The sequence below is a fragment of the Burkholderia territorii genome, assembly GCF_001718335.1.
In the GTDB taxonomy this organism is placed as follows: domain Bacteria; phylum Pseudomonadota; class Gammaproteobacteria; order Burkholderiales; family Burkholderiaceae; genus Burkholderia; species Burkholderia territorii.
Genome location: NZ_CP013366.1, coordinates 3,222,775 through 3,246,716 on the forward strand (window position 1 = coordinate 3,222,775; position 23,942 = coordinate 3,246,716).

General features: G+C 67.3%; 19 protein-coding genes and 1 pseudogene. 7 read left to right on the top strand and 13 right to left on the bottom strand.

All coding sequences use genetic code 11. The features are described from left to right. Positions 1–416: 416 nt before the first annotated feature. The 4 genes from WS51_RS31510 to WS51_RS25365 all read right to left on the bottom strand — a co-directional run bounded on the left by WS51_RS31510 (position 417) and on the right by WS51_RS25365 (position 5,814). Positions 417–1,493, bottom strand: coding sequence for a fimbrial protein (locus tag WS51_RS31510; RefSeq protein ID WP_167358004.1), 1,077 nt, complete (start codon positions 1,491–1,493; stop codon positions 417–419). Positions 1,494–1,578: 85 nt separating this feature from the next. Further along, positions 1,579–4,215: a fimbria/pilus outer membrane usher protein gene (locus tag WS51_RS25355; protein WP_081333602.1), complete on the bottom strand. Its 2,637-nt coding sequence runs from the start codon at positions 4,213–4,215 to the stop codon at positions 1,579–1,581. 178 nt (positions 4,216–4,393) lie between these two features. Beyond that, the gene (locus WS51_RS25360; protein WP_069229914.1) at positions 4,394–5,140 is read right to left on the bottom strand and encodes a fimbrial biogenesis chaperone; all 747 of its coding nucleotides are present in this window, start codon (positions 5,138–5,140) and stop codon (positions 4,394–4,396) included. Between the two features lie 116 nt (positions 5,141–5,256). Further along, positions 5,257–5,814, bottom strand: coding sequence for a fimbrial protein (locus tag WS51_RS25365; protein WP_155627617.1), 558 nt, complete (start codon positions 5,812–5,814; stop codon positions 5,257–5,259). Positions 5,815–5,990: 176 nt separating this feature from the next. On the opposite strand from WS51_RS25365, the pseudogene WS51_RS32935 reads away from it, so the two are divergent. Beyond that, positions 5,991–6,167, top strand: a pseudogene (locus WS51_RS32935) (ISL3 family transposase); the annotation flags it as partial. 151 nt (positions 6,168–6,318) lie between these two features. Here the strand turns inward: WS51_RS32935 and WS51_RS25370 are convergent. The 3 genes from WS51_RS25370 to WS51_RS25380 all read right to left on the bottom strand — a co-directional run bounded on the left by WS51_RS25370 (position 6,319) and on the right by WS51_RS25380 (position 9,009). Next, positions 6,319–7,440, bottom strand: coding sequence for a porin (locus WS51_RS25370; protein WP_059448511.1), 1,122 nt, complete (start codon positions 7,438–7,440; stop codon positions 6,319–6,321). Between the two features lie 430 nt (positions 7,441–7,870). After that, positions 7,871–8,398: a chromate transporter gene (locus WS51_RS25375; protein ID WP_059942332.1), complete on the bottom strand. Its 528-nt coding sequence runs from the start codon at positions 8,396–8,398 to the stop codon at positions 7,871–7,873. Next, positions 8,395–9,009, bottom strand: a complete 615-nt coding sequence (locus WS51_RS25380) for a chromate transporter (RefSeq protein ID WP_069229915.1) — start codon at positions 9,007–9,009, stop codon at positions 8,395–8,397. The genes WS51_RS25375 and WS51_RS25380 overlap by 4 nt, the downstream gene beginning before the upstream one ends. A gap of 97 nt (positions 9,010–9,106) precedes the next feature. On the opposite strand from WS51_RS25380, the gene WS51_RS25385 reads away from it, so the two are divergent. From WS51_RS25385 to WS51_RS25410, 6 genes are all read left to right on the top strand, one after another. Next, positions 9,107–9,991, top strand: coding sequence for a transcriptional regulator GcvA (locus tag WS51_RS25385; protein ID WP_059542523.1), 885 nt, complete (start codon positions 9,107–9,109; stop codon positions 9,989–9,991). 885 nt (positions 9,992–10,876) lie between these two features. Next, positions 10,877–11,383 (top strand): Csu type fimbrial protein, encoded by a 507-nt coding sequence (locus tag WS51_RS25390; RefSeq protein WP_059504563.1) that lies wholly within the window; start codon positions 10,877–10,879, stop codon positions 11,381–11,383. Positions 11,384–11,481: 98 nt separating this feature from the next. Next, entirely contained in the window at positions 11,482–12,234 is a 753-nt protein-coding gene (locus WS51_RS25395) for a fimbrial biogenesis chaperone (RefSeq protein WP_069229916.1), read from the top strand. Between the two features lie 25 nt (positions 12,235–12,259). Then, positions 12,260–14,554, top strand: a complete 2,295-nt coding sequence (locus WS51_RS25400; RefSeq protein WP_230944340.1) for a fimbria/pilus outer membrane usher protein — start codon at positions 12,260–12,262, stop codon at positions 14,552–14,554. Further along, positions 14,551–15,057: a Csu type fimbrial protein gene (locus WS51_RS25405; protein WP_063550618.1), complete on the top strand. Its 507-nt coding sequence runs from the start codon at positions 14,551–14,553 to the stop codon at positions 15,055–15,057. The genes WS51_RS25400 and WS51_RS25405 overlap by 4 nt, the downstream gene beginning before the upstream one ends. Before the next feature lie 192 nt (positions 15,058–15,249). Then, positions 15,250–15,717 (top strand): hypothetical protein, encoded by a 468-nt coding sequence (locus tag WS51_RS25410; RefSeq protein ID WP_230958512.1) that lies wholly within the window; start codon positions 15,250–15,252, stop codon positions 15,715–15,717. A gap of 42 nt (positions 15,718–15,759) precedes the next feature. On the opposite strand, the gene WS51_RS25415 is transcribed toward WS51_RS25410, so the two are convergent. The 6 genes from WS51_RS25415 to WS51_RS25440 form a co-directional block, all read right to left on the bottom strand. After that, positions 15,760–17,067 (bottom strand): solute carrier family 23 protein, encoded by a 1,308-nt coding sequence (locus WS51_RS25415; protein ID WP_060176270.1) that lies wholly within the window; start codon positions 17,065–17,067, stop codon positions 15,760–15,762. Positions 17,068–17,307: 240 nt separating this feature from the next. Further along, the gene (flgL, locus tag WS51_RS25420) at positions 17,308–18,546 is read right to left on the bottom strand and encodes a flagellar hook-associated protein FlgL (RefSeq protein ID WP_059771820.1); all 1,239 of its coding nucleotides are present in this window, start codon (positions 18,544–18,546) and stop codon (positions 17,308–17,310) included. A gap of 23 nt (positions 18,547–18,569) precedes the next feature. Next, positions 18,570–20,552 carry a flagellar hook-associated protein FlgK gene (flgK, locus tag WS51_RS25425; protein WP_069229918.1) on the bottom strand — a complete coding sequence of 661 codons (1,983 nt, stop codon included), beginning with the start codon at positions 20,550–20,552 and terminating at the stop codon, positions 18,570–18,572. A 193-nt stretch (positions 20,553–20,745) separates the two neighbouring features. Continuing rightward, positions 20,746–21,501: a flagellar brake protein gene (locus WS51_RS25430; RefSeq protein WP_059504551.1), complete on the bottom strand. Its 756-nt coding sequence runs from the start codon at positions 21,499–21,501 to the stop codon at positions 20,746–20,748. 230 nt (positions 21,502–21,731) lie between these two features. Further along, the gene (flgJ, locus tag WS51_RS25435; RefSeq protein WP_059794548.1) at positions 21,732–22,739 is read right to left on the bottom strand and encodes a flagellar assembly peptidoglycan hydrolase FlgJ; all 1,008 of its coding nucleotides are present in this window, start codon (positions 22,737–22,739) and stop codon (positions 21,732–21,734) included. Beyond that, positions 22,740–23,939, bottom strand: coding sequence for a flagellar basal body P-ring protein FlgI (locus tag WS51_RS25440; RefSeq protein ID WP_069230040.1), 1,200 nt, complete (start codon positions 23,937–23,939; stop codon positions 22,740–22,742). Positions 23,940–23,942 lie beyond the last annotated feature (3 nt).

Here is a 23,942-nt window from a genome sequence, read left to right on the forward strand (position 1 = left end):
CGCGCGCGCCGGAACGACGCCCGCGCGTGCGTTGCGGTACACGGCGGACCCTGCACGCAGCGTAGCGGAATCGCTTCGCGCGCACTGTCAAAGTATGTTCTGGAATCCCGACGGAATCCTTACGGGCCGGCCATTCCTGATGGAGCGGTCGCTGAATGGTCGCCCGCGCGGATGAAGGTCGCGTGACGAAAAAAACGGATTCGTCACAGGAAACCGTGGAGCGTTTGAGAGCGATTGGCAGCGCTGCGCTGACACGCACCGGCGCCGGGCTTGTCCATCGTTCGCGCGGGACAAGCACTCGTATCGCATTGCGCGCGCGGCGCGGGCATCTCGACGATGGTTATGTGCGGCAGTCGAGCGTGTGCGGGACAGCTCCGTGCGCGACCAGCACGAACGCGCGCCCCGCTCCCCTCGTCTCACTGATACGAAAATGTGATGGTGCTGCGCGCCTTCACGCTCCCGGTCGAAACCTGTTGGCCCGACTTGACGTACTTCGCGACAAACGGAACCGTCACGCTTCCGCCCGTCGACGGCGTGGTCGTGATGTACCACTGGTTCGTAGTGCCGGGGTTACTCGAATCCGGTCCGAAACGAACCGGCACGGCGCCGTTATTGCGCAGAATCCGGATGCCGACGCCGGATGCGGTCGAGTCCGGCGACAAGCTAAGAACATCGCTCACATTCGACGGATTGTTGGCATCGGTCATCGTCGCATGGACTCTGACGTTCTCCTCGCAATTGAGCTTGACGGAAAATGACTGCGCAGCCTGAGGCGAGACGGAACCGACGCCACCGAAACTCGACGCCGTAACGGCCGGCAGGTCGACGACGGCATCCAGGCCGCTCGTCACGTTGCACACGCGCGCCGCGACGGTAGCGGAAAGGGATACCTTGCTTGTCAACCGCCACTGGCTGACCAGCTGTCCAGTCGTCTCGGCGACCATGGCATATTTGACCGATTCGGCTGAAAACGAATAGGTTCCGGATTTGATCGGTCCACTCACAACAGGAGTCGCCTGGACATAGTATTCAACCATGCTGTCGACAAACGAGTAAGTCATGTCGAGGTCCGTGTGCGACTCCTCAAGCGGCACCCAATCAAAGTTGTCCCAGGCGCGTACGGGTTTGACCGCAATAGCGAGGCCGACGCCAGGAATAGTCGTTTCATAAATCGGATAAGTTTTTCCGCCATCCACGTACTGTATACCGGGCACCACTGCCAGCGCGGGACTTAGCCTCATGCGGAACTTGTCTCCTACGCGGCAATTTTCTTTTTGTCCGTCGTAAAAGAATTGCACAAGACTCTTTGATGCCGCTCCAAGCACCGTGCCCGGCTTGAATTTGCTGGATGGGCCGGAAATGTTCAATGGCGCCATATCAATAGCACCAGGAACACTGATCCTCGTTGTACAAAGTGCCGCCGCCATCCCGCACTTGACCGACAGCACGGACGCAACCGCAAACATCTTTAAGAAGGTAAGTTTTTTGCTCATGTTATGCGCTGAGTAAATGCGTAATTGACGAACACTTCCATTGGCCGCGCAGCATCGGGCGTCACCGGCGATTGCACGCCCCCCATCACAACCCCGCGGAGCTGGACACCGCGGTCCGGCACGTTCCGCTGAATTGCTGGTAACCCGCAGCCTTGCCGCGCGGCGGCAACGCATAGTCGATCGAGCACGCGTGCTTGTTGCCATCGCCCCACGTGACATCGAGTCGGCCCTTTTCCTCGAGCCCGCGCGCGAAAATCTTGCTGGCCTGCCCGACCACGCCGACATCCTTGCCGTTCGCGTCGCGCACCGCCGCGCCGAACGGCAGCGCGGTGCCATTCGGCTGGCGCGCACTGACGAGCGCGGTGCGGCCCGAGACGGTCGCGAAACGCAGCAACGGCACCGCGCCCGCACGCGGCACGACCTGCTGGCTCGTTTCCTTCAGTTCGACATCCGTGGACAGCCCCTTCGGGTCGAGCTCGACGGTGTTCAGGCTATACGGCGTCAGGTACGGCACGATCGCGTAGCCGCGGCCGTCGACGCGAGCGCCGGTCGAATTCGTGATGCGCGCGCCACTGGCGCCCGGCGCCGCGACGATCGCGAACGTCTCGGACAGCGGCTGCGACAAGGTGAGGCCGCCGCCGTGTGCGACTACCGCGCCCCGTACGCCCACCGAAGCCTGCTGGTAGGTCGAGCTGGCGCCGGCGCTTGCGTTGAGCTCCGCGAGCGAGCCGCGGTACGTCACGTTGCCGCTGCCGTTCGTCGACGATGCGCCATTGCCCGATGCATGGTTCGCGCTCATGCTGTACGAGAGGTTGCGATCGGCGCCCGCCAGGCCCGACAGCGTCGACTGCACCTGCGTCTGGCCCGACGTGTCGTGACTGACGTTGGTCGATACCGTGACCGGACGCGTCTTGCCGAACGGAATCGACACGCTCGCATAGAGCATCGTGTTCATTTCGCCGCTCGAGGTGCGCTGCCGCGTCGCGGAGATCGAATACGACAGGTTCCGGAAGGTATTGCTGTAGCCGGCCGAATAGTTCGTGTCCGAACCCGGGCGATTCCAGTAATTCGCCGCCGACGCCGTCACGCTGAGCCGGCCACCTCGATCGCCGAGACGCTGGCTGAGCGTGAGCGAAGCGCGATTGCGCTGGCGCCAGACGGATTCCACCGACTTGCCGGACTTGACGGCATTGCGCGCAACCAGCGCGTCGTTGAGGCCGAAGTATCCGTTCGTCGAGTAGCGATACGCGGCCAGCGCGATGTCCGTATTCGTCGTCGGAATCGTTTTCGAGTAGCTGACGCGGATACTCGACCCGTTGAAGCGCTTGACGCCCGACACCGACGTGGACGCATGCGTGACGTCCGCGCCGAATGCACCGAGCCTCGTGTTGAACGCGGCGCCGACCATGCCGGCCGCGTAACCTTGCGCGACCGTGACCCCGGCGTACCCGGTGACCAGATTGTTCAGGCCCCGCTGCCAGGTCGCCTGGGCGAACGGCGCATTGCCGTCGACCTGCTGATTCCGCACAGCGCCGGCCACGAAGTTGTAGCGGTTGCGGCCCGGTCGCAACGACAGCGGAACGGCCGCGTACGGCACGGAGAAACTGTGCGCCGAACCATCCGCCTCAGTGACGGACACGTTGAGGTCGCCCCCGTAGCCGGTCGGATACAGGTCATTGATTTCGAATGCGCCGGGCGCAACGATCGTCTCGTAGATCTGGACGCCGTTCTGTTGGATCGTCACCTTCGCATTGCTGTTCGCGACGCCGCGAATGACCGGCGCATAGCCGCGCAACGAGTCCGGCAGCATCCGGTCGTCGGAGGACACCTGCACGCCCCGGAACGCGGTCGAATCGAACAATTCGCCGGACGTATAGCTTTCGCCGATGCGCAGTTGGGACGACAGCGACGGCAGATCCCGCTGCACGTACGTCGCGATGTTCTGATAGCGGTTTTCGCCGCGCTGCGCCCAGTTGTACGCCCCTTCGTGCCTGAAGTACCAGTTGCCGACGTTTACGCCCGCGCTCAGCCCGAGGTACCCGTCCGTCTGCGATGCACTGCCGCTGCTCTTCGACGTGTAGATGTTGGCGTTGTAGCCAAGGCTGGCCACCGGCACGCCGGAATTCCACTGATCCGGACTCACTGCACCGCGCGCCTGGCGTGCGAGCGAAGCCTGCGGAATCGACAGCGTCAAACGCAGGTCGGCAAAGTTGAAATCGACGCTGGCGTCGTGCACGATCTGGCCGATACGCAGACAGGTGCCTTCGTCCGCCAGTTGCGCGGTCACCTCCGGCGACAGCTTCTCGAAATCGATGCCGATACGGTTCAGCAGTTGCGTGTCGAAGCACGGCTGCGCATCCGGTGTACCGTCAGCCGCCTTGAACGGCACGTCGTAACGGCCGATCCAGTTCTGGCCGACGTAGAGATCGACACGGTAGGTGCCGACGGACACGATGTTGCCGCGCTCGAATCGAGAAAGATCGATGCCCCGACCGCTCCCTTCAGGCAGAAAGCCGCCGTCGAACTCCACCTGCGCAAACTCGGTCTGCGCCACCTGCAACGGAGCAGGCTCCGCAGCATTGCCGATTCCGGAATACGCGGCCAAAGTGGACGGCACGAGCACCGACAGCAACTTGAGTTGCGGCCGGGGCGGTTCGCAAGCGATACGGGCAGGTCTTGTCGAGTTCACGGTATGGCAGGAAGGTAAGCGAGCGCGGCCCATCCGGACGGCACAGCCGCCCGGCGTATCCGGTGTCTCGAATGGAGTTGACGGGGAGATGACTGCGACGCTTTCGGAGTCGAATCGGCGTTGCGATTCAGATCACGAGTGCCGAACCGATCAAGATTCCGGCGGGGCGCCGCGATGCGGCTCTATCGGCAAGCGACGGGCTTGAACTGATTTACGGCTTCAACGCAACCGGCTGTTCGTGTGCCTGCGTGGCGCCCCAATCGTCGATGCTGCCGAATTTGACGCTGGCGTCCGCGGCTGGCGCCGAATCGAGACCGTCGACCGGCAACGACAACGTGCCGCCCGGCAGCGCGTAACCCATATGTGCGTCGTACTCCTTCCCGGCCGATTTCAACGTCGCATACCCGACGTTCACGACATAGGGAGTCGGATTTGCCGCCTCCAGCCGGTAAGCCGCGTTGCCGTCGCGCACGAGCGTCCACTTCAATTGTGTCGACGCTGCGCGGGCCGAACCCGGCAGATCGGCCGGCCGATACATCAGCTTGATTCTCGACCGGAACGCGATCTGAATCTTGTTGCGGTCATCACCGTTCGAGGCTTTCGGCGGAATCTCCAGTACATTGAGCCAGAACAGCGATTCCTTGTCGGCCGGCAACGTCGCTTCCGACTGGATGATGCGAAGTGTCTGGCCGCGGCCCGGCTCCAGCCGGAACATGCTCGGCGTCACCATGAAGGGCACGTCGATCTTGTCCGGCGACTCATTGGCGTCGCCAGTGTCGAGCCATGCCTGAACAAGCGCTGGCGCCTTGCCTTCGTTCGTCAGCTTGACCGTGACTTCGCGCTCGGTCGAAGGAAAGACGACGCGCGTGCCGGAAATCACCACGCCAGCGGACGCCAGGGTCGAGAAAAGTGCCGAGGCCATTACCGCGACGCCGATCAGTATTCTCATCTTCTTCATGCACGACACCTTTAGTATGCAATCCTTATTTTTGCGTATTTATCCGGGATACGCATCGACTCCCCAATGAAAGCGTGTCGAGGGGTCGACTCCCGACGGAGCGACCCCACCGTTACTTACTGATAGCTCAGCGAGTATTGAACGCGCGTGTTGGCCGCACCGGCTTCCGCGACGCCAGTCGCGACGTATTCCGCGAAGTAGTCCATCTTGGCCTTGCCGTCCGCGCCGATGTCGGCGGACAGCGCACCCTGGTCACCCGCGCCACCGACGTTCACCGCCTGCTGCTGGGCGTTCAGCACGCTGATTTCGACGTTCTTGGCACTCGGTGCTTCGGCCGTACCCGCGTCGAGCGTCAGGCGACCCGTCGACTGGTTGACGCTGGCGCCCGATTCGAATGCCACGCTGACCTTGGTCGGGTTGCCCTCGGTGGTCGCGCAGCCCGTCAGCATCAGGCTGAACGGCGTACGACCAGCGGTCTGGCCGACTTCCTTCAACGCCGTGGTAGACACCGGCGGCAGCGTAACCGTCACATCGCCAGCGCCGCCGTCGGGCTTGCAGGTTGACGCGATGACGCTGCCGTTGAACGTGATCGTGCCGTCGGACGCGTGCGCTGCCGGAGCCATTGCGATGATGCCTCCCGCTGCCAGCACCGCGGAAATGAAAGTCTTTTTCATGCTCATGTGTTTACCTCAATGATTCAGACGACATGTATAGGTCACTAGAAAAACCCGGCGCCCTGTTGAAGAACGAGGCCTCGCGCTCCACGCGAATCCTTCATTTACCTTTCATCGAAAGGAAGGCACAGTCTCTCAATCGGGATCGTCCTAGGCCATAGGAAATTTCCTAATTCTTGGTTCATCGCTGGAAACCGTGGCGCGTTCGAGACGAAAGGCCGGAAGGAGAAGGCCACACGCGGTCACCGTATTGGACGCCGGTCAGCGCGCAATGCGGGGCACGCTGCGAGCAGATCCACGAGACGACGATTCGTCCGATGCGTGACCTGCCGCGATTCGAATACCGGGTGGTGTGCTTCGCTTCGCTTGCCGTGATCGGCACATGGCGGGACTTGTACGAAGCAGCAGCGCGCCCATGCCGCGCGCACAAAAAAAAAGAGGCTCCCGCAGGAGCCTCTTCGATGCGCGCCAGGCCTGGCCCGGCGCACGCATGCCGATTTTTCGTCAGAAGATATTGCGCAGGCCGATCGCGATGCCGGTCTGGTTGCTGCGACCCGGCAGCTCGACGTTCGCCGCGCCGTTCGTCTTGTTGAAGTCGACGGTGCCGTAGACTTCGGTGCGCTTGCTGAGCGCGTATTCGGCGATGCCGACGATCGCGTAGCGGTTGCCGCTCGCGAGCGTGCCGTTCGTGGTCATCGCGTTGCGCATGTGGTCGTAGTAGAACGCGCCCGTCAGCGTCAGCGGCGTGCTGACCTGCCAGCTCACGCCCGCGAACGGACCGTCGTCGATCCGGCCCGTGCCCTTCGCGACCGGAATCGACTGCTGCGCGAGCAGGCTGTCGACGAAACCGGTGTCGTCCTTCGAGCGCAGGTAGCCCGCATAGACCTTCGCCTTGCTGAACGCGTACACGACGTTCGCGTGGTAGATCGTCTGCTTGCGTGCGGAGTTGTCGCTGTTCTGCTGCGCGCCGGCCGCGATGCTGAGCGGGCCCGCCACGTACGACAGCGACACGCCCCATGCATTGCCCTTGCCGAGCGAGCCCGGAATCTGGCCCGAGAAGCCGCCCGCGCCGGTCGACTCGTAGTTCGTGCCCGTCGAGTACATCGCCTTGGCGGTCAGGCCCGCGAACTTGCCCGTGTACTTGATCTGGTTGTCCGCATACAGGCCGCCACCGAGCGCGACCGGCAGCCACGCGTTTTCGAGGTAGTTGCCGACGGTAAGCGGATCGTAGGTGTCAGCCAGCAGGTCGAACAGCGGCGTCTTCTGGCGGCCGAGGGTCACCGTACCGTACGGGCTCTGCAGGCCGACGTACGCTGCGCGGTTGAACAGGCGGCCGCTGTCGGCGAATGCGCCGTTCTGCAGGTTCACGCCGCTTTCGAGGTTGAACAGGGCCTTCAGGCCGCCGCCGAGATCCTCCGTGCCGTAGATGCCGAAGCGGCTGTTGGTGATCGCGCCGTTGGTCATCGACAGCAGGCCGTCGTTCTTGGCGTTTGCGTTGGTCAAATACCGGATGCTGGCGTCGGCGACGCCCCAGAGCGTGACCGAGCTTTGTGCTGCTGCGTACTGGCTGGCGAAGGCCAGCACCGCGCCCCCTGCGATGGCTGCGAGTCGGGTGGTCTGCTTCATGAGCTTTCCTTTTTGTAGGTGTCTCCATTCATGGCCGGCCGCGTGCGCAGCCGGGTGGCGATCGCGCACGTTCATGGCGCGCGCGATGTGGGCTGAATCATAAGACCAGTGCGCGCCCTGAAAGAAAATGAAATGCGCGGCAACGCCGCGATTGTCGTCCTGGAACAACGTTTCCCGCGCCGGGCTTGCGTCTCGCGCGGCCGAAGCGTGGCGCGGTGATGGGGGAACGACGGCCGATGCTGTAAGGATCGGCCGGGAATGCAGTCGATGCAGCCCGACGCATCGGCGGTGGATGCGCAGCGAGCGGGCACACGGCGACTGCGCGCGCGGGCGGCGGCCCGGCCCGGCCCGATCTCGTGAACGGAGACCGGCCGGCGTCTGCCTGGCGTTTGCTATCGCCCGACGGAAGCCGGCACGGAACGGCCGCCGCTTACTGGCCGATGCCCGTGAGGCCGATCAGCGCGCCGGCCGCGAGCAACCAAAGCGGATGGATGCGCGTGCGCCACGCGAGCACCGCACATGCGGCGGAGATGCCCCACTGGATCGCGGTGCGGTTCGACGCTTCGGAGATCAGCAGCGCGCTGGCCGCGACGAGCCCGGCCGTGACGGGCATCAGCCCCTGCTGCACGTAGCGCCGCCACGGCCGGTCGCGAAAGCGCTCCCACGCGTGCAGCGCCAGCACCGTGACGAGCGACGACGGCCCGAACTTCGCGATCGACGCGACCAGCAGCCCGGCCCAGCCGGCCACGTGCCAGCCGACCAGCGACACGATCATCATGTTCGGCCCCGGCGCGGCCTGCGCGAGCGCGAACAGCGCGGTGAACTCGTGCGCGCTCATCCAGTGATGCACGTCGACGACCTGCCGCTGCATCTCCGGCAGGATCGTGTTGCCGCCGCCGAACGCGAGCAGCGAAAGCTGGCTGAAGATCGTCGCGATCGCGATCAGCGTGTCGTTCATGGCCGGCCTCCGTCGCGCGCGGCCGCGCGCTGCGATGCCGGCGTATCGCGACGCCGCGACGCGAGCCAGATGCTCACCGGCGTCAGCACCAGCATTGCCGTCAGGAGCGGGATGCGCAGCACAGCGATCGCAGCAAACGCGAGCACCGCGATGCCGGCCGCGGCGCGCGGCGCGTGCCGCAGCGGTTTCACGACCTTCACGGCCATTGCGACCAGCAGGCCCGCGGCCGCGGCGGCGAGCCCGCCGAACAGGTGCTGCACGCGCGGGTCGCCCTGTGTCTTCGCGTACAGCACGCCGAGCGCGACGACCACGAGCGTCGGGCCCGCGATCAGCCCGAGAATGCCGGCGAACGCGCCCGCGACGCCGCGAAAGCGCATGCCGACGGCGACCGACAGGTTGATCACGTTGCCGCCCGGCAGGAACTGGCACAGCCCGAGCAGATCGGTGAATTCGTCGGCGGTGAGCCATTTGCGCTCGTCGACGATCGTGCGCCGCGCGAACGGCAGCGCGCCGCCGAACGACATCAGGCCGAGCGACAGAAAACCGGTGAACAACTCGGCGAGGCCGATCCGGCGCGCGGCCGCGGCGGGCGGCGGAGAAACGGATTGCATGGGGGTCCTCATCAAACGATGCCCCCGAGGTTACCGCCGTTGCGCATCACGGCAAAACGATTTTATTGGCACGCTCTTGTGATCTAGAATCACAAGCATGGCACGAGACCTCCCGCCCTTTTCCGCGCTTCGGGCCTTTGAAGCAGCGGCACGACACGAAAGCTTCAGCGCCGCCGGCGACGAGCTGCATGTGACTCATGGTGCCATCAGCCGGCAGATCGCCGGGTTCGAGGCGTGGCTCGGCAAGCCGGTGTTCCATCGCTACGGCAAGCGCGTGAAGCTCACCGACGAAGGCCGCCGCTATCTGGATACCGTGCGTGCCGCGTTCGACAGCATCGCGCTCGCCACCGAGCAGCTGCGCAACACCGGAGCCGCGCGCGTGCTGCGCATCAATGCGCTGCCGACCTTCGCGATGAAATGGCTGTTGCCGCGCCTGTCGCGGTTCCAGCGCGGCATGCCGAACGTCGAGCTGAAGCTGTCCACGTCGAATGCGCCGCTCGACACGCTCGACGGTTTCGACGTCGCGATCCGTCGCGGCCCCGGCCACTGGCCGGGCTACACGAGCGGCCACTTTCTCGACGAAAGCGTGATTCCGGTCTGCAGCCCCGCGCTGCTCGAGCGCGCGCCGATTGCCAGCGCGGACGATCTCGCGCGGCATGTGCTGCTGCATTCGGATACGCGGCCGGAAGGCTGGCGCGACTGGTTCGCGGCGGCCGGCGTGACGATGAAGGGGCGCAAGCGGCAGTCGTTCGACCACTTCTACCTGGCGCTGCAAGCGGCCGTCGACGGGCTGGGCGTCGCGCTCGGCCCGCTCCCGCTGATCGACGACGAACTCGCGAGCGGCCGCCTCGTGATGCCGCTGCCCGGGCCGCGCATCGCGACGCGCAGCTACTGGTGGATCGCGCCGGGCGCGGCGGCAGAGGATCCGCTCGTCGCGCAGTTCTGCGCGTGGCTCGCGGCGCAGTCGAATGTGAACGCATGACGCGTCGCGCACCTGGCACCCGCCTGTAACGGCCACGATGCGCCGCGCTGCGTTTGCGCGCGCGTTGCACGAATGAAACCGATCCGCATGCAACGCGCACGATTCCCCTGCGGAATCGCCGTCGCGCGGCCCCAGCGTTTACCCCGTCATTCCAGCCACCGCACGCCGGTTCTGGCGTGCATCCGACCGGCTTGCCGCCTCGCGTTTCACGGCTGAAACACTTACGCATCCGCCACGTCGCCCCGGCGGCACGCCGCGTCCGCCGAGCCCCTGTTTGCGCGGAAGTCCGCGTGCTGGCCCGCTGCTTGCTGATGCAGCCGTGCACACAACGACACTGCACGGGCGAACGGCCCAACGCAGGCGACAAACAATCATCAAGCGGGTCGGGGAAATCATGTCCAAACTGATATCGGCCGTCACACGGCTACTGTCGTTCATTACTGCTCCTGTCACGCATCCGCCGATGCGCGTGGCGCGACTTCGCGCCGCCCCCGTCCGGTGCGCGAACACGGCCCACACCGTCAACCGACGTCACCGCGCCTCGATCCAATAGGCGAACCCCGGGAACCCACTGCCGGGCGCATGCGCGCCACGACGAGTCGTGCCTTTCGCGCGGGCATGTCGGCCCGTGCTCGCTCGCATGCCGACGCGCATGCGGGCGGTGACAGCCGCGACTGACGTCGTATGCCGCAGCACCGCAGCGTGCCCGGGCGCCGCGCCGCTCCGACTCCGCATCACGACACTAAGGAGGTGCCCGCCCAGCCAGCGATCCGATTCCGACGCACCGAGAAGACCTATCGCGCATCCGGACGATCGAGATTCCGTCCCGAACGACCCGCTCGTCGCACCGGCCGCACTTTTCAGCTCTCAAGGGAGAAATACATCATGAAGCATTCCTTACTGACCAAGGCGGCACTTGCCGCATCGCTCGCTTGCGTGGCCGTCGCGGTCTCGGCCGGACAAGCCAGTACGACGTTCGGCGTGTCCGCCACCGTCAACGCAACCTGCCTGATCGACTCGGCCGGCGCGTTGACCTTCCCCGCCTACACGCCCGGCACCGGCGATCAATCCGCGCAATCGGCGATCACGGTCCGCTGCACGAACGGCACGAACTTCAACATCGGCCTGAATGCGGGCATGACGTCCGGCGCCACGGTGAGCAACCGCATCATGACGAGCGGCTCGAATCAGCTCAACTACTCGCTGTACCAGGATTCGGGCCGCACGGTCGTGTGGGGCAACACGCCGCCGACCGACACCGTCAACGGCACCGGCCAGGGCATGGCGATGGCCCAGGCGATCACCAAGACCGTCTACGGCAAGGTGCCCGACCAGCCCAACGCGGTGCCCGGCAGCTACGCCGATACGGTGACGGTCACCGTCACGTTCTAGCGCCGCGCGGAGGGTGCGCCGCATCGCGGATGCGCGCGCCCCTCCCGAGCGGGACACGCCAAGCGCGTCGAAGGGAATCTCCTGGAGGTGGATCCGTGATGAAACCGAACGTGTGCAAACTTGCGACCTGGATCGCGGCCGTGACGCTCGCCGCCGCATGCGCCGACAGCCAGGCCACCGACTTCACCGTGTCTCCCGTTCGCGTCGAACTCTCCGCCGCGCAACGCAGCGTCGCGCTCACGGTGAAGAACGAGTCGCCCGACCAGCCCGTCGTCGTGCAGCTGCGCACGGCGGCGTGGTCGCAGAACGCGGGCGACGACGTCTATGCGTCAACCGGCGACCTGATCGCCGCGCCGCCCATTTTCACGATCGCGCCCGGCGGTTCGCAGGTCGTGCGCATCGGCCTGCGGCACGCGCCGGGCGGGGATCGGGAAACCAGCTACCGGCTCTATCTGCAGGAGATTCCGCCCGCGCCGAAGCCGGGCTTCGCCGGCGTGCAGATCGCGCTGGAAATGAGCCTGCCGATCTTCGTCAAGCCGGCCGCCGACACCGCCCCGCGGCTGCGCTGGAGCGCGGCGCCGCGAGCCGGGAACACCGGGCTGCTCGCGCTGCGCGTGACGAACGACGGCACCGCGCATGCGCAGGTGGCGAACCTTGCGCTGCTCGCGCCGGGCAGCGATCGCCCCGTCGCCACGCATGCGGAATTCGCGTACGTGTTGCCGGGCCAGTCCCGCGAACTGATGTTCAAGCCCGGCGCCGGAGCGGCGCCGGCCGCGGCTTCCGGAATGCACCTGGTCGGCTACTCCGATGCGGGCGATATCGATTCGACGGTCGCGCCGAACGCGCGTTGACGCGGCGCTGCTGATCGCGATTCTCATGAGCGCGCAGACCACCCTCGCGGAAGAGCGACTTGTCGCGGCACCGGCCGCGCAAGCGTCGCATGGCATGGCGGGCGGCCCGGCCGAGCTGCTGTATCAGGTCGACATCAACCGCCAGGGGCTCGACGAAACCGCGTTGCTGATCAAGGCGGCCGACGGCGAGTTCTACGTGTCGGCCGACGACCTGAAGCGCTGGCGACTCAGGCAGCCGGACGTCGCGCCGCTGGCCGGCAGCGACGCGCCGTTCTATCCGCTGAAGGCGATCGCGGGGCTCACGTATTCCGTCGACGAGCAGAGCCTGACGATGGCGATCAACGTCCCCGCGCAGGCGTTCGTCGGCGCGACCTTCGACGAGGCCGACCGGCACCGCGCGCCCGCGGTCGAGCCGGGCATCGGCGGCTTCTTCAACTACGATCTGCTCGCCGAGCAGGCCGCCGGGCAGACGCACGGCGCTGGGCTGTTCGAGCTCGGATTCTTCAACCGATTCGGCGTCGGCGTCGGCACGTTCCTCGCGGACGAATCGGGCCCGGCCCGGCGCCTGACGCGCCTCGAAACCACGTGGACGACCGATCGTCCCGGCCACCTCGCCAGCCTGCGCATCGGCGACGCGATCAGCCGTCCCGGCACGTGGGGCCGCGCGATCCGCTTCGGCGGCATCCAGTACGCGACCAACTTCGCGACGCAGCCCGGACTCGTCACGATTCCGCTGCAGGGCGTGAGCGGCCAGGCCGTGCTGCCTTCGACGGTCGACGTCTACGTCAACAACGCGCTGACGTCGACGCGCGAGGTCGCGCCCGGTCCGTTCGCGATCAACAACGTGCCGGTGGTGACCGGCCAGGGCGACGTGCGGGTCGTCGTGCGCGACGTCATGGGCCGCGAGCAGGTGATCACCCAGTCGTTCTATGCGAGCGCGAACCTGCTCAAGCAGGGCATGCAGGATTACTCGTACGAGATCGGCAAGGAGCGGCGCGATTTCGGCCTGGCGAGCAACGACTACGGGCGCTGGTTCGCCAGTGCGACGCACCGGATCGGCCTCACCGACCGGTTCACCGGCGAGATCCACGCGGAAGCCGAAGGGTCGCGGCAGAACCTCGGCGTCGGCGGCGTGGTGCTGGCCGGGCCGCTCGGCGTCGTCAACGCGTCCGCGGCGGCGAGCCGCAGCGCCGGCGGCCCGGGTGCGCTGGCGACGATCGGCGCCGAGAGCCAGGCCGGCCTCGTCGAAATCGGCGCACACGCGCAATGGGCGAGCCCGCATTTCGCGCAGATCGGGCTCGAGCCGGGCACGCTCGCGCCCAAGCTGCTCACGAGCGTCAACGTCGGCGTCGGGATGGGCCGCTTCGGCTCGCTCGGGCTCGCGCACGTATTCCTCGACAATCGCGACGGCTACAAGACCCAGTTGCTGTCGCTCAGCTACAGCGCGCAGCTGGGGCGCTTCGGCTTCGCCAACATCAGCGTCAGCAAGCCGCTGAGCGGCTCGGGCGCGACGATCGTCGGCGTCGCATGGACGATCCCGGTCGACAACCGGACGAGCGCATCCGTCACGCTGACACGCCAGCAAAGCGGTACCGAAATGCTCGCGCAACTGCAGCGCAGCCTGCCGGTCGGCGAAGGATTCGGCTATTCGCTGCAGGCCGGCAACGACACGCAGGATGCCAGCGCGACGCTGCAGACACGCACCGGCACCTACAGCGTCGAGGCCGCTTCGTATCGCGGCCGCGCCGGCGTGCGCGCCAACGCGGCGGGCGGCATCGCGTTCGTCGACGGCACCGCGCGCCTGTCGCGGCAGATCACGGACAGCTTCGCGCTGGTCAAGGTGCCGGGTTTCGCCAACGTCGGCATCCTCGCGGACAACCAGCTCGTCGCGCGCACCGACGCGGGCGGCGTCGCGCTGCTGCCGCGGCTGCGCGCGTATGAAAGCAACCCGATCTCGATCGAGCAGGCCGACCTGCCGTTCGACGCGACGATCGGCACGCTGAAGCTCGACGCGGTGCCCTACTTCCGCAGCGGCATGGCGCTGGTGTTCCCGATCACGCGCTCGCGCGGCGCGGTGCTGACGCTCGATCTCGAGAACGGCACGCACCTGCCCGCCGGCGCGACCGTCACGATCGACGGGCAGAAGGACGCATTTCCCGTCGGCCGCGACGGCGTCGTCTACGTGACCGGACTGTCGGAGCAGAACCACCTGCATGCGGCGTGGCGCGACCGGCAGTGCGACGTGACCGTGCGCTTTCCCGCCGGCGACGACCCGCTGCCGGACCTGGGCACCCATCTTTGCAAGGGAGTCACACCATGAGACATCGCAAGCATGCCGGGCGGCTGGTCCGGCTCGCACGCTCTCACGCGGCGGCCGCGGCGCTCGCGGCCGGTGCCGTCGTGCTGCTCGCATTGCCCGCGCGCGCGGCGACGACCTGCACGATGAATGCGCCGTCGTCGATGGCATTCGGCACGTACGACACGATCAACGCCGCCACTTCCGCCGTCACGATCTCCGTCAACTGCACCGGCAGCGGCAACGCGACGCCGACGATCACCGCGAGCGCGGGCGGCGGTACCTTCGCGAACCGCCTGATGACGCGGACCGGCGCCACGCAGACGCTCGGCTACAACCTGTATCTAGACAGCGCGCACACGTCGATCTGGGGCGACGGCACGAGCGGCACGTCGGCGATTTCGTGGGGCAAGATCACGGGCGCCGGCGCCTTCAACGCTACCGTGTACGGGCTGATCCGCGGCGGCCAGAACGTCGTGCCGGGCAGTTATGCGGACCACAACATCACGATCCTGTTCACTTACTAGGCGTGCTGGCGGCGCATGCGTTGCGCATGCCGTCATCGATCGCCATCACGGACTCGGACAACGGGGGCAGACATGAATCGAACCGAGACAGCGGGCGCCGCCGCATCGCAGTGCGCCCGACGCGCATGGACCTGCACGCGGCCTCTCGCGCCTCAGCGGGCCGGCGGTCGCACACGCGCGCGGGTTGCGGCAATGGCCGCGCTATCGATCGCGCTACTCGGCGCCGTGCCCGGCCATAGCGACGCGAAGCAGGCCAGCCGGTCGGTGCAGGTCGGCGCGACGGTCCAGGCGTATGCGCGGCTCAACGCGACCAATCCGGCGAAGCTCGTGATCGCGAACAAGGACACCAGCATCGGCTACGTCGCCGTGCCGAACACCAGCAACCCGTCCGGGACGACGCTCGCGGTCCAGACCAACGACCGCGCCGGGTACACGGTACGCGTGCAGGTCGCGGCCGCCAGTCAGTCGCAGTTCAGTTCGATCGAGATCAGCGGCTTCGGCGGCAAGGTCGTGCTCCCGGGCACGGGCGGAACGATATCCGTGCCCTATACGGCGCTGAACACGACGTTCGCGCTGACCTACCGGTTCGTGTTCGCGCCGAAGGCGAAGGACGGGACCTTCGCATGGCCGCTCACGTTCTCGGTGCAGCCGAACCCGTGACGCGCGGCACGCCGGCGCCCGCGGCCCCAATCCCGCCGCGGCTCACACCACCGGCCCCGGTTCCTTTTCCTTGCGCAGGATCGCGTACAGGATGATCGCGCCGAACGTCGCGGTGCCGATCCCGCCGAGCCCGAAGCCGCCGACCTTCAGCGAGAAGTCGCCGGCGCCGAGCACCAGCGTGACGGCCGCGACGATCAGGTTGCGGTTGTCCGAGAAGTCGACCTTGTTGACGACCCAGATCCGGGCGCCCGTCACCGCGATCAGCCCGAACACGACGATCGACACGCCGCCGAGCACCGGGCCCGGAATCGTCTGGATCACCGCGCCGAACTTCGGCGAGAAGCCCAGCCCGATCGCGATCAGCGCGGCGACCGCGAACACGAGCGTCGAATAGATCCGCGTGACGGCCATCACGCCGATGTTCTCCGCGTAGGTCGTCACGCCCGTGCCGCCGACGCTGCCCGACACGATCGTCGCCAGCCCGTCGCCGATGAACGCGCGACCGACGTAGCGGTCGAGGTTGGTGCCCGTCATCGCGCTCACCGCCTTGATGTGGCCGAGGTTCTCCGCGACCAGGATCACCGCGATCGGCGCGAGCATCAGCATCGCGTGCGGATCGAACACCGGCGCCCGGAAGCTCGGCACCCCGAACCATGCGGCATGCGCGACGATCGAGAAATCGACCGGCTTGCCGAGGCCCAGCCCGTTGGTGGCGATCGCATAGATCACGTAGGCGATCACCAGCCCGACGAGGATCAGCAGGCGCTGCATCATCCCGCGCGCGAACACCGCGACGCCGCCGACGCACAGCACCGTGACGAGCGCCATCACCGAATCGAAGGTCGACGCCGACACGCCCTTGACCGCGATCGGCGCCAGGTTCAGCCCGATCACCGCGACCACCGCGCCGGTGACGACGGGCGGCATCAGCGTCTCGATCCAGCGCGTGCCGATTGCCTGCACGAGCGCGCCGAGCGCGACGTACACCACACCGCACGCGATGATCCCGCCGAGCGCGACGGGGATGTTCGGGTTCGGCCCGCTGCCGCCGTAGCCCGTGACCGCGATCACGAGGCCGATGAACGCGAAGCTCGAGCCGAGGTAGCTCGGCACGCGGCCGCCGACCAGCACGAAGAACAGCAGCGTGCCGATGCCCGACATGAAGATGCACAGGTTCGGATCGAAGCCCATCAGCAGCGGCGCGAGCACGGTCGAGCCGAACATCGCGACGACGTGCTGCACGCCCATCGCGACCATCTGCGGCCACGGCAGGCGCTCGTCGGGGCCGACCACGCGCGCGGCGGCGCCGGTCGGCTGCACCCGCCAGCGCGGGAAGTAGGAATCGGACATGGGGAAAAGGGCTCCTGTCGAACGCCGGCTGCGGACGGTGCGCCGGTCTGGAATCTGGCGCGAGTTTACGGAGCGGAAATGGGGCTGGCAAGCGCGAACCGCCGGAGGCGGCGGGGCGGCGGTCGTGCACGCCGGGCGCGGTGCCGGACGGCACGATCGCGCCGATGAAGGCGGGCCGCGGTCGGCCCACGCCCGCCTCGATGTAAGCGTGCGCTCACATCGAGGCGGGCACCATGGCCATCACGGATTGATGTACTGGAACAGCGACATGTTCTGCAGCTGCGCGTAGGCCTTCTGCGCGCCGCTCAGCGCGTTCTGCACCTGCAGGTACTGGCTGATGGTCGTCACCATGTTGGTGCCGGTCAGGTCCGACAGGTTGCTGGTCGTCTGCAGCGCCGCGGTCTGGTTCACGGCCTGCATCGCCTTGACCTCCTGCTCGCGGCCGCCGACCGATGCCAGCACCGTCGTGACGTTGCGCATCGAGTTGTTGATCTTCGTCGCGGCCGTGCCCATCGCGTTCGACAGCGCGGCAATCGCCGTCGCGTTGCCGGTGACGGGCGTCTTCAATGCCGTGATCATCGAATCGAGCGTCGAGAACACGTCGACCCCGCTCGCCTGCGGCGCGGGCGTGACCGAAAACGTATCGTTGACCGCCGGCGTGCCCGACACGGCCACCTTCATCCCGCTGCCAAGCGCGATCGCGGTGCCCGACGTGTAGGCCTGCGCGGGCGTGGTCGTCGGCGGCGACGCCGTATTGTCGGTCACCGTGTAGGTCGGCGCGGCCGCCGTGCCGCCGAACGTGATCGTGAACTGATGGCCGTTCGTCGCGGCCGACGGGTCCGTCACCGTGACGTTGCCGATGGTGGCCGTGCCCGTGTTGCTCGCGCCGGCCGCCTGGACCGGCGAGCTGCCCAGCGACTGCACGGACATGAATACCGAGAGGCCCGAGTCGCCCTGCGGCACGCTGCGCGAATCGTCGATCTGCACGGTGCGCGTGCCCGTATCGCCGACGTAGCTGATGCCGCCGGCCGCGTTCTTCGTGAACGGCGCCGCGGCGTTCTTGTAGCCAGCGAACAGGTAGTTGCCGGCGCCGTCCGTCGAGTTCGCGAGCGACAGCAACTGGTCGCGATAGCCCTCGAGCTGCGTCGCGAGCGCCGCGCGGTCGCTGTCGGCGAGCGAACCGTCGCCGGCGCGCACGATCACCGACTGGATGTTGCCGAGCACCGTGCTGACGTTCTGCAACGCCTGGTCCTCGGCCCCCAGCGACGCGAGCGCCGTGCTCTGGTTCGACGCGTACTGCGACAGCGTGGCCGACGTCATCGACAACTGCACGGCCTGCGCCGCGCCCACCGGGTTGTCGGCCGGCGTCGTGAGGCTCACGCCGCTCGAGATCTGCTGGTAGAGCTGCGCGAGCTGGGCCTGCTGATCGTTCATCTGGCCGACGTTCAGCTGGTAGAACTGGGTCGTGGAAATCCGCATCGTTTCTATCCTCTCGAATCCGGTCAGCTGAACAGGCCCAGCACGGTCTGGAACAGCGAAGACGCCGTCTGGATCACTTTCGCGTTCGCCTGGTAGAGCTGCTGGTACTGCATCAGGTTCGCGGCTTCCTCGTTCTGGTTCACGCCCGACACCGACTGCTGCGCGGACGTGATCTGGCCGACCAGCGCCGTCTGCGCGGTGCTCGACGACTTGAGCTGGCTCGCGGTATTGCCGATGTTGTTCACGTAGTTCGCATACGCGCCGGTGAGCGTCGTCGTGCCGCCGCCGAGCGTCTTCGCGTTGACGAGCTGCGACAGCGCGAGCGCGTTGCTGCCGTCGCTCGTGCCGCCCGCATAAGGCCCGATCGTGAACGAATCGCCGTCCGACGGCGTGCCCGACAGCGTGACGGTCACGCCGTTCAGCGCACCGGCGGCCGTGCCCGACATCGTCATCGCCGCACCGGTCGACGGGTCGTACGGCACGGAATCGGTCGGATTGCTGATCGTCACCGAAGTCGGCGGCGTGCCCGGGATCGTCACCGTGGTGCCGACCGGGAAGCCCGACAGCGATTTCGTCGCCGCGTCGTAGGTCAGCTTGGTGGTCGGCACCTGGTAGCCGGCGCTCACCCCGCTCAGCGCGATCTTGCCGGTGCCGATATTGGTGCTCGACGCGGACGTGATGGCCGGCGACGCGGCCGCGATCGCCGAGCCGCTCGTCGTCGCGAGGCCGAAACCCGTCAATGCGCCGCGCGTGGGCAGCACGGTGAACTGGTCGCCGGCATTCATCGCGCCGGACGAGAACGAGAAGTTCAGCCCGCCGAGCGACAGCGGCATCGGCCCGGCCTTCTGGTCGACCACCGTGCCGCTCGCGCGGTCGGTCAGCGTGTAGTTGGTGCCGTCGTACGACAGCGTGTAGTCGCTCGTCGTCGGCTGCGACGGGTTGGCGAACGACACGGAAAGCGACGCGGTGCCGGTATTGCCCTGGTTCGAATAGACGGACGGCGCCGCGACCGTGAACAGGTTGCCGCCCGGCTTGCCAGACAGGTCGATGCCGAGCGCGTTCTGCGCGTTGACCTGCGCGGCGAAGCTGGCCGCGACCGCGCCGAGCTGCGCCTGCGCGGGGTCGAGCGTCTGGCTGCGGAACGCGAGCAGGCCGCCGAGCGTGCCGCCCGACAGCGACGCATCGGGCAGCGCCTGGTTCGGGCCCTGCGGATTCGCGCCGGCGATGCCCTGCGACACGATGGTGAGTTCGCTCGGGTCGGACGGCGACGTGACGGCCGCGAGCTGATAGCTCTTGTCGGCGAGCACGAGCGGCTGGCCGCCCGCGAGAAACACGCTGTAGCCGCTGTCGTTGCGCACCACCTGCACGCCGGCGAGGCTCGACAGGTTCGACACCGCGAGGTCGCGCTGGTCCATCAGCTGGTTCGGCGGCTGCCCCTGGCTGCTCGCCGCCGAGATCTGCTGGTTCAGCTGCGCGATCTGCGCGGTGTACGTGTTGATCTGCGACACCGTGCTGGTGAGCTGCGTATTCACGCTCTGGCGCAGTGCATCGTATTGCTGGCCGGCCGCGTTGAGCTGGTTCGCGAGAATCTGCGCGTTGCTGATCGCCGTCTGCCGCACCGACGGGTCGGCCGCGCTGTTCGCCACGTTCTGCAAGCCGGTGAAATAGCCGGTGATCGCCGTCGAGATCCCGGCCGTCGGATTGCCGACGTAGTTGTTCAGCTGCGCGACGAGCGAATACCACGTCGACAATGCGCCGCCCTGCGACTGCGCGCTGTTCAGCTGGTCGCTCAGGTACTGGCTGTACTGCCGCTGCACCGTGACGGTGTTCACGCCCTGCGGCATGTAGCCGCTCGACGTGTACTGGCCGCTCGCCTCCGCATAGACGGGGCGTTCGACCGAATAGCCGGGCGTCGCGGCGTTGCTGATGTTCTGACCGGTCGTCGTGAGGCCCCAGAGCGCGGCATTGAGGCCGCTGACACCGAGGTTCATGAGTGTGTTGGACATGCGCGATCCTGATGAGCCGGCCGCGCTGCGGCCGCCGGGTTGCGTGACTCCCGGTATAACGGCCGCGGATCGGAAAAATTGAGGGAAAAATGCGCGGGCGACGCACGCGTGCGCGCCGTCCGTCAAGCGCGCCGGCGAACGCTGCCGGCGCCGGTGCGAAAGCGGCCCCGGATGGGGCCGCGACAGCGATGCGTCAGGCCCGCGCGAGCGAGCGGCGCTTCATCTCGAGCTGCGTGATCAGGCGCTGCAGCGTGTTCTCCGCGCTGCCCGGCAGCGACATGAAGCGAAAGCCGAGCTGGTAGCGCCGCGAGCCGTTCGGCATCTGGGTCGAGCGCTGCGACACGAGCCGCAGGTCGAGCGACAGCTTGCCGTGACCGGTCAGCTCGAGCTCGACCTCCGGCAGCAGCGTGCCGACCTCGAGCGCCTCGACGCGCTCGTCGGCCGTGCGCAGCCCGACGCCGCCGAGCGACAGGTTGTGCACCTCGAACACGAAGCCCTCGCCGTCCGGCAGCTTGCCGCGGCACAGGAACGGATCGACGATCGGCGCATCGACACGGAAATACTCGCGGCGCTGGATGCACATGAGCACGTCGGGGAAATCGGCGACGAACGCCGGGAGCCCCTCGTAGCGCGTCTCGCGCGGCGTGCTCGTCGTGAATTCCACGCGCACGCCTTCGGGCGCCGCCGCGAACGTGCAATGCGACGCGCCGAGAATGCCGGCGTTCTGCTCGGAGAGCGCGCCCCAGTCGAACGTGAACGTGCGCGCGCCGACGTCGACCTCGAGCAGGCGCGTGACGAGCTGGCCGCCCGGGTACTGGACGGTCAGGAAGTCGCCGCGGTTCACGAGGTTGCGCAGCTGCACACCGATCTCCAGCGGATTACGGCGGGCGTAGTCAGGCCCGGAATGGCCCGCATCCAGGCTCGGATCGGTCGACGTTTCGATATTCATGGCTAGCCGGTTTTCTTTTCATGGGCGCCCGGGCGACCGGTGCGCAGTAAAACCGGGCCAGAACATGGCCCGGTTGCAGGTCTCACACACTTAGCGGCAGTGCTCACCGAAAGTTTAGATCGAATTGCCGGTTTTTTTCGCGCAAACGTTGAAACCGCGCGCGGCGGGTGCCGGGCGCGGTCCGTAAGATTGCAAAAAGGCTGCAGGGGAGCGGCTCCGGCCGCTGCCCGTCAGCCGATCTGCTGCATGATCGAGATCAGCTTCTTCGCGTAATTCGGGTCGGTTGCGTAACCGGCTTTCTGCATCCCGTGCGCGAAGCCTTCGACGCTGCGGCTTGCGCTCAGCACGCCCGCGTAGCGCGGGTTGTTCTTCAGCAGGTTCGCATAGTCGGTCATCGCGTGCTCGTACGAATCGTACGCGCGGAACTTCGCGACGACGCGACGCGGCGTGCCGTTCACGTATTCGGTCGTCAGCGCCGACACCGTGCGGCCCGTCCAGCCCTTGTTCGCCTTGATGCCGAACACGTTGTAGCTGGTCGAGCCGTCGCTCGCGCGAATCTCGCGCTTGCCCCAGCCCGATTCGAGCGCGGCCTGGCCGACGATGAAGCGCGCCGGGATGCCGGTCGTCGCGCTCGCCGCCTGGGCCGGGCCGGCGAGGCGGTCGACGAACGCGTCGGCGTCCTGCACGCCGCTCGCGCCTTTGAGCGGCGGCGTCAACGCGCTGCCGGCCGAGTAGCCGCGCGCGCCGGCGAGCCCGCCGTTGTTCGACGCGTTCGCGTACGCCCGCGCCATCGCGTTCATCGCGGCGAGGCTGCCTTCGTTGCCCGACGTGCCCGAGCCGGCCGCACCGAGGCCGCCGAGGCCGCCGAGGCCGAGCCCGGCCGCGCCGGCATCGGCCGCCGGGTCGGTACCCGCGCCCTGCCCCGCGTTGCGCAGCAACTGCTTCATCAGCGCGTCGGCCACGCCGATTCCGCGCTTCGACATCTGCTGCGCGAGCTGCTGGTCGAGCATCGACGTGTACATCTTCGACGTGTGCGAATCGAGCAGCCCGCCGTCGGGCGTCGCGTCGCGCATGCTCTTGAGCATCATCTCGGTGAACATCGCGTCGAACTGGCCCGCGACCGCCTTCGCGCCGGCCTGCGGCGACTGCTTCGCCTGCGCGCGCAGCGCGTCGAAGCCCTGCACGTCGAGCGCGAAGCGCTGCGTCAGGTCGTTTGCGTTGGGGAGGTTCGCTGCCATTTAGATGATCTCCAGATCGGCGCGCAGCGCGCCGGCCGCCTTCATCGCCTGCAGGATCGACATCAGGTCCGCCGGCGTCGCGCCGAGCGTGTTCAGCGCCTTCACGACGTCGGCGAGGTTCGCGCCGGCCGTCACCATCTTCAATGCGCCGTTGTCCTGCTTCAGCTGGATCTGCGACTGCTGCGCGACCACCGTCTGCCCGTTCGAGAACGGCCCCGGCTGCGATACCACCGGCTGCGTGTTGACGACGACCGACAGGTTGCCGTGCGCGACCGCGCAGCTTTGCAGCGTGACCATCTGGTTCATCACGATCGAGCCGGTGCGCGCGTTCAGGATCACCTTCGCGGCGGCCTTGTCCGGGCTCACGTCGAGATTCTGCAGGCGCGCCATGAACGCGACCTGCTGCGCGGAATCGGCCGGCGCGGCGAGCTGGATCGTGCGGCCGTCGAGCGCCGTCGCGGTGCCCGGGCCGAAGCTCGAATTGACCGCGGACACGATCCGCTGCGCGGTGCCGTAGTCCATGTCGTTCAGCTGCAGCTGCAGCACGCCGTTCATCTGCGCGATCGCGTTCGGCACCGAGCGTTCGACGATCGCGCCGCCGACGATCCGCCCGGCCGCGAGCTGGTTCACCTGCACGCGGCTGCCGTTCGCGCTCGCGCCCGCGCCGCCGACCGCCATGTTGCCCTGCGCGAGCGCATACACCTGGCCGTCCGCGCCCTTGAGCGGCGTGAGCAGCAGCGTGCCGCCGCGCAGGCTCTTCGCGTTGCCGAGCGACGAAACGGTGACGTCGAGCGCCTCGCCCGGCCGCGCGAACGGCGGCAGCGTGGCGGTCACCATCACGGCCGCGACGTTCTTCAGCTGCATGTTGTTCAGCGACGACGTGCCGCCGTTGGCCGAACCGTTGTTGATCGAGATGCCGAGGTTCGCGAGCATGTTCGCGAGCGTCTGCGTCGTAAACGGCGTCTGCATCGTCTGGTCGCCCGTGCCGTCGAGGCCGACGACGAGGCCATAGCCGATCAGCGGGTTGTCGCGCACGCCCTGGATCTGCGCGAGGTCCTTCAGGCGCTCCGCGTGCGCGGGTGCCGCGCCGAGCGCGCAGGCCGCCAGCACGAACGCGGCGGCGAGCCGCGCGACGGCAGGCACGCGCGACACGCGGGCCGACATACGGGACGACAGGCGATGGAAAAGAGGCTGCTGCATCGT